This is a genomic window from Calothrix sp. CBUCES-K 9914 (genome assembly GCF_059640475.1).
In genome coordinates this window covers 1-8,109 of sequence record NZ_JBXXZH010000347.1, presented here as the reverse complement: position 1 = coordinate 8,109, position 8,109 = coordinate 1, and the positions used below count along the sequence as shown (strand labels likewise).

Genomic DNA, 8,109 nt, shown 5'->3' with positions numbered 1-8,109 from the left:
GTCACCAGCATCACCCAATAAAATATTATTACCTTCTCCACCGTAGATGTTGTCGTTACCGGCGCCACCTGCGATGATGTCATCACCATTAGTACCGTAAAGGTTATCGTTCCCAGCAGTACCTAAAATAGTCGGTTTAACTGGTACAGCTAAGATTAATTGACCACCTTCAACGTTGTTACCATTGAGTGCAGCAGCACCCGTAATGCTATGAGCTTGGATATCAAATAAATAGGAGCTTAAACCCGCACCAGTTCCAGAAACTTCAACGATACCTGAAGATTCCCATTGTCCTTTTATGTTGGCGTTGTTGAATTGGGCACCACCTGCATCTTCATTGAGTGAGAATACGGGTGTAAGACTTTTGTTTGCATAGTTGTATGACCAGATGTAAGCTTCGCGGTTTTCAGCGACCATTAAGGCGCCACCAAACGAAGTTTCATCTTCCTGAATCAATACATTACCGTTTTTATCAACAGCAACGTTGTCATAGCTAGTTCCTTTGCCAGGTCCACCAATTAAAACGGTTTCAAAATTGTTGATTTGTCCAGTAGGGTCGCTAGCATTTAAGCTAAAGCGATATAAACGACCATAAGGATTTTCTGCTTCTTCGGGAGTTAATGCTGCAACGTTGGTAGTACCAGGTTTATTTGTAGTACCAGTAGAAACAAAATAGAAAGTACCAGGGTTACTTGGGTCTTCAGCTAAATCTTCGATGCGTTGGAAGTTAGTGGTTCTTCCAGCTGCATTTACAAAGCTAGAAAGAGCGTCACCTGTTGCAAGTGGTTTACCATCAGCACCAAATACAACAGATTTGTCAACTTTAGTCCAAGTTGCTGTTTTTGGAGTATTTAGAGCAGTTAATTGACTTTCGTTATCGGCACCAGTAACTTTGAGTGCATACAAGTCACCGTTTTTGAAACCGTTGGGGTCTTGAGTAGTTTGTTGCCCAACCCACATGTATAATTCACCGTCTGCGTTGTCTTCTTGGATAAGAAGAACGGTTTTGTCGGAATTTACCGCGCGGTATTGTGAAGCAGAAACTGTGTTTTCTTTAGCAAAGCGACCAACACCATCAAGTGCGAATGCAGTACCATCAGGAGTTACAGCCCAAGCACGACTAGTATTACCACTTTCTTCAGGTGCAAAGTAAATAGGTACTTCTTTACCTGTTGCGTCTACAAAACCTTTATCCGCTAAATAGCCAGAGCAGAAACGTCCAAAGCTTGCTAATGCTGTACCCGCAGCATTTTTGTATAAACCAGTCGTCGTATCTAAGGTATAACTACCTGTACTATCAACAGCAGTTTCAATTAAATTTCTACCACCTATTGCTTTCCAGTCTTTATCAAAAACTAACAAAGATACGCGCGCTCCCTGAATTTTGCCTGGAACAGTAGTGGAAATATCACTGACTGTTGTTGGTCCAAGTTCATGATTGATAAAGACAAAGTTTTTGTCTCCTACTTGGTAAGTTCCAATCCCATCAGGAATACCAGTAAATGCAAATGTTTTAGTTTGACTTGTTGTTAAATTATCGAAACTACCCTCGAGTAAAGGTACTTCGTCACCAACAGTTAGTAAGGGTATTGTTTGGTAATAATTATCACCAGCAACATTTACTACATAAGGTTGTGCAGAACTTTGTCCGTTCACAAGAACCATAGTTTTCCTCTTTTTAAGTTTCTAAAATTTGAACCACTCCGCCAGACTCACTACAATTTAATCAGCGTGGATAAAGGTATTAAATAAAACATTGTAGTTATCCGAGTAAATTGCACTCTTGGTTACAATCTGACATGAGAAAGTTAAGGAAAGAGCAACTTTTGATTAATTTCTTAAGTAAAATGAATTTTACATATTTTTTTTATACTTCCATTAAAAGTATATATACATAAATAAAGTCAATAGAATAGAAACCCGACTTCTTGAAGAAGTCGGGTTTCTGAGGATGTATAAATGTCTAAACTAAGTGGTAAGGAGTAAATTCAGTTGTCGATACGGGCGCTCACGCTCTGTTGAGAAAAATTAACCGAAACGACCAGAAACGTAATCGCGTGTGCGTTCATCAATTGGACTGTTGAAAATTTGAGTGGTGGCACCAAATTCAACCATTTGACCAATGCGACTTTCGTCAGTGGTGAAGAAAGCTGTAAAATCGGATACGCGAACGGCTTGTTGCATGTTATGGGTAACAATTGCAATCGTAAACTCTTCGCGCAACTCGTGAATAAGTTCTTCAACTTTCATTGTCGCGATGGGGTCTAAAGCTGAACAAGGTTCATCCATGAGTAGAACTTTCGGTTTGACTGCTATTGCACGCGCGATACAAAGACGCTGTTGCTGTCCTCCAGAAAGCCCTAAAGCTGATTTGCCGAGTTTGTCTTTGACTTCATCCCAGAGTGCGGCACCTCTAATTGCGGTTTCGACGATTTCATCAAGTTGCGCTTTTGGAACCCATTGGTCGATACGCAAACCGTATGCGACGTTATCATAAACGCTCATCGGAAATAAATTCGGTTTTTGGAACACCATACCAATTTGGCGCCGTAACCGATTTAAGTTAACGCGACTAGAGTAGATATTTTGACTAGCAAATTCCACGCTACCTTTAACCTGAACGTCACCTTCCAATTCACTAATGCGATTGAGGGTTTTGATAAACGTCGATTTACCACAACCACTAGGACCGATAATAGCGGTAACTTGGTTTTGATAAATATCCATTGAAACATTTTCAATGGCTGGTTTCTTCGTTTTAGCTCCGTAGTAAAACGTGAGATTTTTAACTTTGATAGCTGGGATTAATTTATTCATGTTGCCCAAGATATGCGACAAAAATTAACAACACCACTTACTTGTTACTTTGTTCTCTTTTGATTAGTAACTATACGTGAAATAAGACTGATGCACACAACTAGACCGAGTAGAACGATAGAGGTAGTCCAAACTAGTTTGTTTTTCTCTGGCGAAGGGTCGTTATAGAGGTTAAAAATGAGTACTGGTAACGAAGCCGTTGGACTTAATAAGTCAGACGACCAGTCCAGACTAAACAAAGCAGTCAAAATTAGCGGTGCTGTTTCGCCGGCAGCACGGGCTATAGCGAGTAAAACACCTGTAGTAATAGTAGGTATTGCCGCAGTCAATACTACTTTGAACGTAGTTTGAAAACGAGTGCCACCTAAAGCCGCAGAAGCTAGCCGTTGAGCATTAGGAATTAATTTCAAGGCTTCTTCTGTGGTTAGTACAACTACGGGCAGCATAATGACTGACAACGCAAAACCGCCAGCCACAGCGCTAAATGATTTTGTGATGGTAACTACTACACCATAAGCAAATACACCCACAACGATAGAAGGCACACCCGTTAAAATCTTTGTAATAAAACGAACAAAGTTTGCCGCAGGTTGGTTTTGACCAAATTCCGACAAATAAATGCCCGTCATTACTCCTGTTGGGATACTAAGAGCCGAAGCAATTGCTACCATCGTTGCTGTACCGACAATGGCATTACCAATTCCGTTATCAAAAACAGATGTAAAAAACATTGCTGGTCTTAGTCCCGAGTATCCCCTTACTAAAATTTCCCACAAAACGGACAATAATGGAACAACGGCAAGTCCGGATAATCCGAAGGCAAGTCCGTTCATAATATACGTGAATAAGCGGCGCCCAGTCGGTAAAGGATTGCACAATTGGGCCGAAGAAGTTGTATCATTGTCTAATTGTTGATTACCACTCATGCCGTTTTGGATTCTTGATTTTTGATTTTGGATTAGTCATCTGTCATTTGTAATGAGTTATAAGTCATTGGTCATTTGTAATCAGTAAAAAAGTATTATTACAAGAGCAATAAAATACAAGGAACAAACAACAAGGAACAAACGACAAATAACCCTTAGCAGAGAATACTGACAATCAAAAGACTAAATTACTTCGTCTTAACTCCTAACCACCGCACTAATAAATTGGCAGCTATGTTTACGAATAGAGTCAAAGCGAATAAAATTAATGCAAGATAGGTTAAAGCTCCTCTATGTAAGTCGCTGACTGCTTCGGGAAATTCGTTTGCTAACACCGAAGGAATTGTGTATGCAGGTGCCAGTAATGAAGCGCTAATTTGCGCCGAGTTGCCGATTACCATTGTCACAGCAATTGTTTCACCTAGCGCACGTCCTAAACCAAGCATCGTAGCGCTGATGATTCCAGAAAGTGCAGAAGGTAACAAAACTCGGAAAATAGTCTCCCAACGAGTAGCACCCAAAGCCATAGAGGCACTGCGTAATTCTTTAGGCACTACTAATAATACATCGCGTGATATCGCTGCTAATGTTGGCAGAATCATAATAGCTAGAACGATACCAGCGCTCAACATGTTAAATCCTGTTGGGTCGGTATCAAACAACGGTGTCCACTTGAATGCTTTGTATAAACCTTGTTGTGCAGGTAACAGAGCGGGGACAAATACATTGATCCCCCACAAACCAATGATAACGCTTGGAATAGCTGCAATCAGCTCAACGACAAAAGCAAATCCAGTTCTAATGGAAACAGGAAGAAAATTTTCGCTCGTAATCAAAGCAACTGCAATACCAATTGGAAAAGCAAATAATAAAGCAATTGCACTACTAACTAACGTCCCATATATATATGGGAGGGCGCCAAAAGTTTCATTGCCAGTGTCCCAATCAGTGCTGCTCAAAAACCCAAATCCAAACTTACTAACTGCTGGTTGAGCTTGACCAAAAATAATCAAAGTCATCCAAAACAGCACAATAACCGTAATTGCTGCAAATATATAAGCGAAACAAGTAAAGGCTTGATTACTCCAGTAATTTCTTCCACCAGTAACGGTGAGAGCAGAATTTGTATCAACAAAACTTGGAGAGACTGGCTCTGGTGAATTTGCCATGTTTTTGTGAGGGTGAAAATAAATTATCTTCATACAACTAAGGTGGCTTAAGCCACCCTAGATTTGCATTGTTGGTTGTTATTTCAAGCAAGGGTAGGGTCAATTTCCTCTACCCTTTACCGAAAAAATCATCTTATTTAATGCTGTTAACTACGCCCAATACACGAGTTCTAACATTACCAGGAATCGATGTGTAGTTCAGGTCATCGTTGAATTGCTGACCATCTGTTAGTACCCAGTTAATAAACTGTTTAACAGCAGTAGCTTTAGCAGCGTTGGGGTACTGTTTGTAAACCAAAATCCAGGTTAAACCAACGATGGGGTAACCTTGACCTGGGTCGCCGACGAATACGCGGAAGTTGTCGGGGAATTGAACATTTCCTAATGCTGCGTTAGCACCTTGAAGTGAAGGAGCAACAAATTGCCCTTGTTTGTTTTGTATTTGCGCTGTGTTCAGCTTGTTTTCTCTAGCATATTGGTATTCAACATAGCCAACTCCGCCAGAGGTGCGAGATACCAAGTTCGCTACACCAGGGTTGCCTTTTCCTTTAAGGGTGTTGGAAAGTCCTGCCCATTTAGGAGCTCTGCTGGCGCCAACTCTACCTTTGAAGTAACCGCTGATTGCGCTGAGGTGGTTGGTGAAGATAAAGGTTGTACCACTGCCATCAGCACGTACTACTGGTCTGATTGGTGAGTTAGGAAGATTAACGCCGGGGTTGTCAGCTTTGATTTGTGCGTCATTCCAATTGGTGATTTGACCGGAGAAAATAGCTGGCAAAGTTTTGCGCGATAATTTCAAGTTCTGAACACCAGGAAGGTTATAAACAACTGAAACCGCACCACCAGCGGTAGGTACGAGGATTACGCCGTTTTTAACTTTAGCAATTTCAGCATCTGTCATTGCTGCATCAGATGCTCCGAAATCTACAGTCCCACTGATTACTGCGCTTACACCAGCACCACTACCAGTTCCTTGATAGTTAATTTTGAGGTTAGGGAATTTCTTACGGATTTCACGAGCATATCTTTCGTACAAAGGCTGAGGGAAGGTGGCGCCAGCTCCATTAAGTGTCGCCTGTTGAGCTTGAGCTTGAGTCGCTGTTGCAAATAAGGGGGCAACAGCAACAGCAGCAGCAACTACTGAAGTCGCAATTGTACGACCAAAAGTGGTGGTAGAAATTTTCATGTTTCCTCGTGTTTAAAATCTTTTCCTGTTGGAATCGCAGCCATAAATAAACCTACATGCTAACTGGTTAAGATTTATTTAAGTATTTGTGAATGCTAATTTAAACTCTGTTTAAATTTTGCATTTGTAGTTTAACTTTCAATGTTTTATGATATAAATTAACATAAGACCAAAATTAAGCTATATCTTAATAATAATTCGATTAATGTATCAAATAAAGTTGATGAAATTGCCAAATAAATACTACAATTAAGCGTAGCAATCAAGAATATATTATGCTTCATAAAAAAGGATTTATGTAAATATAATCAAATCTATTAAATGTGTAAAAACCCTTTACTGGTAATGCTTTGAGAGAAAATTAATTACCAAAGCATTCGTGCAAATAATTTTGATTTATCAGAATTATAAATTTGGTTTTATTGCTTTTGTATAGTGAATTAACTTCAGGAGCTTTTACTTAGTTTTGATTTGAGTGGATTATCTGAAAACCTGAGTAATTATTGCTTTTAACCAAATTTATGGTCAAATCATATCTATCGGATAACTTATTATCATCTATCCGACAATTATCGCCTTCGATGCTATTACTATCGTTAACTGCACACGGATTGCTGCTATTAATTCCTTTTTCATCATCTCCAGAAGGAAAAATGAATGACGGTAAAGCAGCAATGCAACAGCAGCCAATACTTGTTTCACAGTTAGAATCAAACCAATTATTCAGCAACAACAAATCACTTGTCAAGCAAAAAGACTTAATTAGCACTTTAGAACCCACTAATAACCCGCAATTTACAGCCCAGTTGCCTCATATACCATCAGATGTAATAGTGCAACAGCTATCTATCCCATCTGTTCAAGTGACACCAACTGTGGTGCAAACTGTGGCGCCAAGGGAACCTAGTTTAAATGTGTCTGCCTCACCTAAAGTATTAGAGCAAATCACCGACCCAGTTGCAGCAGTTGTTGTTGCTCCCGAAGTTACTCCATCTATTACTCCATCTATTACTCCAAAAAGTTTACCCAAAAAGCAGAATTCCTCACGTGCGGTGCGAAGCAAAGCTAAAGTCAAAACTTCAGTTGTTCCATCAATACGAACAGAACCAGTTATGACAAGTACGGCATCTGCTACACCAAGCGCGCGACCCGAACCTTCTTTAACCGAAGAGGAAAAAGAAACGTTTGACGATGTTTTTGTCAAACTTGACGAAGAACTAAGTTTAAGTAAAGAATTCTATCTATCTCAAGAGGAGAATTTTACAGCCACCCCAGGAACACAGAATATTTATGGAACTGCCATCGGTAAAACACCAGAAGAAATAGCTAAAGTTGTAAAAAGTAAATTAGAAGCGCAGGGTTTTAAAGCATCTCAAGTTAACACCTATGGAGGTGGATTTGTTTACACAGTTACAAAAAACAAGTTTACCCAATATATTACTTTTACTCCTAATCTGGAAGCAACGGGAACAGTTATCATCACCTGGACAACTTCTCCACCTCAGTTAAATTAAAGAACAGGAAAAGTAAATTAAAGAAAAGTAAATTAATGTTTGTAATTCGTCAAGTATGGTAGACTCGATTGCAAATGTCGCAGATGGCAGATATAAGCGCTGCTGATAAAAATAATGAAGCTTGTCAAGTATAAATTCTTGCTTTTTATTTCATTTAATTGCTTCTTCGCAGTGGACACTGCTGGCGCCCAAATTGTTCCAGATGCAACTCTACCAAACAACTCTACTATAACTCAAACTGGTAACACCATTACTATAAATGGTGGTACACAAGCTGGAAGGAATCTTTTTCATAGCTTTGAAAGATTTAACATTCCTACAAATATAGAAGCTATTTTTAATACTGAGGCAGCACAAAACATTATCACGCGCATTACAGGAAGTAACATTTCACAAATAGATGGACTGATATCGACTACCAGTAAAGCCAATGTCTTCTTGATTAACCCTAACGGTATTATATTTGGTGAAAACGCGCGTCTGAATATTGGCGGTTC

The 8,109-nt window shown here is 39.6% G+C and carries 7 protein-coding genes; 2 read left to right on the top strand and 5 right to left on the bottom strand.

Annotated elements, in window-relative coordinates:
• The 5 genes from AC2JBO_RS40735 to pstS all read right to left on the bottom strand — a co-directional run.
• Nucleotides 1-1,665, bottom strand: a 1,665-nt coding sequence (locus AC2JBO_RS40735; protein WP_496959322.1) for an alkaline phosphatase PhoX, incomplete at its 3' end; no start/stop codon positions are given.
• A 363-nt stretch (nt 1,666-2,028) separates the two neighbouring features.
• Complete coding sequence (gene pstB, locus AC2JBO_RS40730; RefSeq protein WP_496959321.1) at nt 2,029-2,817, bottom strand: phosphate ABC transporter ATP-binding protein PstB; 789 nt, start codon at nt 2,815-2,817, stop codon at nt 2,029-2,031.
• 44 nt (nt 2,818-2,861) lie between these two features.
• The gene (gene pstA, locus AC2JBO_RS40725) at nt 2,862-3,743 is read right to left on the bottom strand and encodes a phosphate ABC transporter permease PstA (protein WP_496959320.1); all 882 of its coding nucleotides are present in this window, start codon (nt 3,741-3,743) and stop codon (nt 2,862-2,864) included.
• 188 nt (nt 3,744-3,931) lie between these two features.
• On the bottom strand, nt 3,932-4,912 hold the full coding sequence (gene pstC, locus AC2JBO_RS40720; RefSeq protein WP_496959319.1) for a phosphate ABC transporter permease subunit PstC: 981 nt from the start codon (nt 4,910-4,912) through the stop codon (nt 3,932-3,934).
• Between the two features lie 133 nt (nt 4,913-5,045).
• Complete coding sequence (pstS, locus tag AC2JBO_RS40715; RefSeq protein WP_496959318.1) at nt 5,046-6,098, bottom strand: phosphate ABC transporter substrate-binding protein PstS; 1,053 nt, start codon at nt 6,096-6,098, stop codon at nt 5,046-5,048.
• Between the two features lie 521 nt (nt 6,099-6,619).
• Between pstS and AC2JBO_RS40710 the strand changes: the two genes are divergently transcribed.
• Both AC2JBO_RS40710 and AC2JBO_RS40705 read left to right on the top strand, forming a co-directional pair.
• On the top strand, nt 6,620-7,612 hold the full coding sequence (locus AC2JBO_RS40710; protein ID WP_496959317.1) for a hypothetical protein: 993 nt from the start codon (nt 6,620-6,622) through the stop codon (nt 7,610-7,612).
• Between the two features lie 114 nt (nt 7,613-7,726).
• On the top strand, nt 7,727-8,109 hold a 383-nt coding region (locus AC2JBO_RS40705), incomplete at its 3' end, for a two-partner secretion domain-containing protein (RefSeq protein WP_496959316.1).

Coding starts and splice junctions, on each gene's coding strand:
- pstB (WP_496959321.1), bottom strand. CDS start 2,817: ATGAATAAATTAATCCCAGCTATCAAAGTTAAAAATCTCACGTTTTAC.
- pstA (WP_496959320.1), bottom strand. CDS start 3,743: ATGAGTGGTAATCAACAATTAGACAATGATACAACTTCTTCGGCCCAA.
- pstC (WP_496959319.1), bottom strand. CDS start 4,912: ATGGCAAATTCACCAGAGCCAGTCTCTCCAAGTTTTGTTGATACAAAT.
- pstS (WP_496959318.1), bottom strand. CDS start 6,098: ATGAAAATTTCTACCACCACTTTTGGTCGTACAATTGCGACTTCAGTA.
- AC2JBO_RS40710 (WP_496959317.1), top strand. CDS start 6,620: ATGGTCAAATCATATCTATCGGATAACTTATTATCATCTATCCGACAA.